The organism is Mesorhizobium carmichaelinearum, assembly GCF_900199455.1.
GTDB lineage: Bacteria > Pseudomonadota > Alphaproteobacteria > Rhizobiales > Rhizobiaceae > Mesorhizobium > Mesorhizobium carmichaelinearum.
This window is the reverse complement of sequence record NZ_FZQR01000105.1, coordinates 1-1601: the sequence shown is the minus strand read 5'-3', so window position 1 is coordinate 1601 and position 1601 is coordinate 1. Positions and strand designations below refer to the sequence as shown.

Sequence of the window (1601 nt, the reverse complement as noted above, 5' to 3'; positions counted from 1 at the left end):
CCCCCTGCTCCCCCACCCAGAACCAGTGATCCTCCACCTCGACAAACCGCGCCCCCGCAATCCTTCCCGCCAGGTACCGCCCGGCCTCGACCAGCACCGCCTGGTCACCCCTGCGGTACAACACCAGCGTCTTGGCCGAGACTTTTGACAGCAGCGGCCGCACTTCGGCGTCGCGCAGCGCCTGCACAGCAGGCCGGCCACCGCGCCGGGGCTGGGGCGGCCCTGAGCAGGCCGGCCCACCAGGCGCGCGCCTGGCGGTCGGAGGCGACGCTGGGCGCGAAGGTTTCGAGTGGCCGCCTTGCCAGTCCTGCCAATTCGAAAGTCCGACCTGCTGCCAGGTCTTGACGAAAATCGGTGCGCCTGACACGAGGACAAATGGGGCATTCGCGCCATGGACGACGAGCAGGCGGTGGGCAAGCTGTGAAGCGCTTTTTTCGATTGCTTGCCGCCGTGGTGATGGCGTCCGGCGTGGCCGGCTGCACCAGTGTCTCCTACTACGCGCAGTCGCTGGAGGGCCATGTGCAGATCATGGCCGCGCGGAAGAATGTCGGAAAGCTCATCCACGATCCCGCGACGCCTGTGGCATTGCGCGCGAAGTTGACGTCGGCGAGCGCCATACGTCGCTTTGCCACGGATGAGCTGGCGCTGCCCGATAACAGCAGCTACCGCAGCTATGTCGACATCGGTCGGGACAATGTGACCTTTGCCGTTTTTGCCGCGCCGCAATTCTCGCTCACGCCACGGACATGGTGCTTTCCGGTCTTCGGCTGCGTTCCGTACCGGGGCTACTTTTCTCAGAAATCCGCGGCTGAAAGTGCTGCCGAACTGCAGCGACAAGGGCTGGACGTCTACGTCTCGGGCGTCACCGCCTATTCCACGCTGGGCTGGTTCAGCGACCCGCTGCTCAGCACCATGCTGCGTCAGGACGCCATATATCTCGCAGGCCTCATCTTCCATGAACTGGCGCATCAGGAAATCTATGTGAACGGCGACTCCGCGTTCAACGAGGCTTTCGCGGTCGCCGTCGAAATCACCGGGGTGAGGAAATGGCTGCGCGCCACCGACAATCGCGCCGGATTGCGCAGTTACGAAATCGATCGCCAGCGCAAAGCGGATTTTCTCGGACTGATAGCGAAAACGCGGGACGAGTTGAGGCAGGTCTATGCCAGCCCCCGCACCTCGCAGCAGGTGGCTGCCGCCAAAACAGCCGCGATCGACAGGCTGCGGGTGCGCTACCGGCAAATGCGCGACAGGCGCTGGGCCGGATATCGCGGATACGATGCCTGGTTCAATAACCCCATCAACAACGCAAAGCTCGCCGCGACTTCCGTCTACGGCGAACAGGTTCCGGCGTTCCTTCACCTTTATGACTTGTGCGCAGGCGATTATCCGAGATTCTATGCTTCCGTACGGCGGATTGCGGCATTGCCCGAGCCTTCCCGTGCGGAGGCACTGAGGAACGCGACGACGTGTCATTGACGTTGACCAGCACGGCGGCCGGCCTCGCAAGCTCGGCCGTGACCAGTGCCGGTTCCGACCGGCGCGCGCGGGAGGCCTGCCTCACCGCCCGCTCGTCATCCCCCCAATCCCTGTCCCTTATA

The 1601-nt window shown here is 64.0% G+C and carries 2 protein-coding genes; one reads left to right on the top strand and one right to left on the bottom strand.

Going from position 1 to position 1601, the window contains the following annotated elements:
- A partial coding sequence (locus CKW40_RS45700) for an alpha/beta fold hydrolase (RefSeq protein WP_369333070.1) occupies positions 1 to 187 on the bottom strand: 187 nt, incomplete at its 3' end.
- Positions 188 to 456: 269 nt separating this feature from the next.
- On the opposite strand from CKW40_RS45700, the gene CKW40_RS42150 reads away from it, so the two are divergent.
- Complete coding sequence (locus CKW40_RS42150) at positions 457 to 1479, top strand: aminopeptidase (protein ID WP_244571569.1); 1023 nt, start codon at positions 457 to 459, stop codon at positions 1477 to 1479.
- The last annotated feature ends 122 nt before the right edge of the window (positions 1480 to 1601 follow it).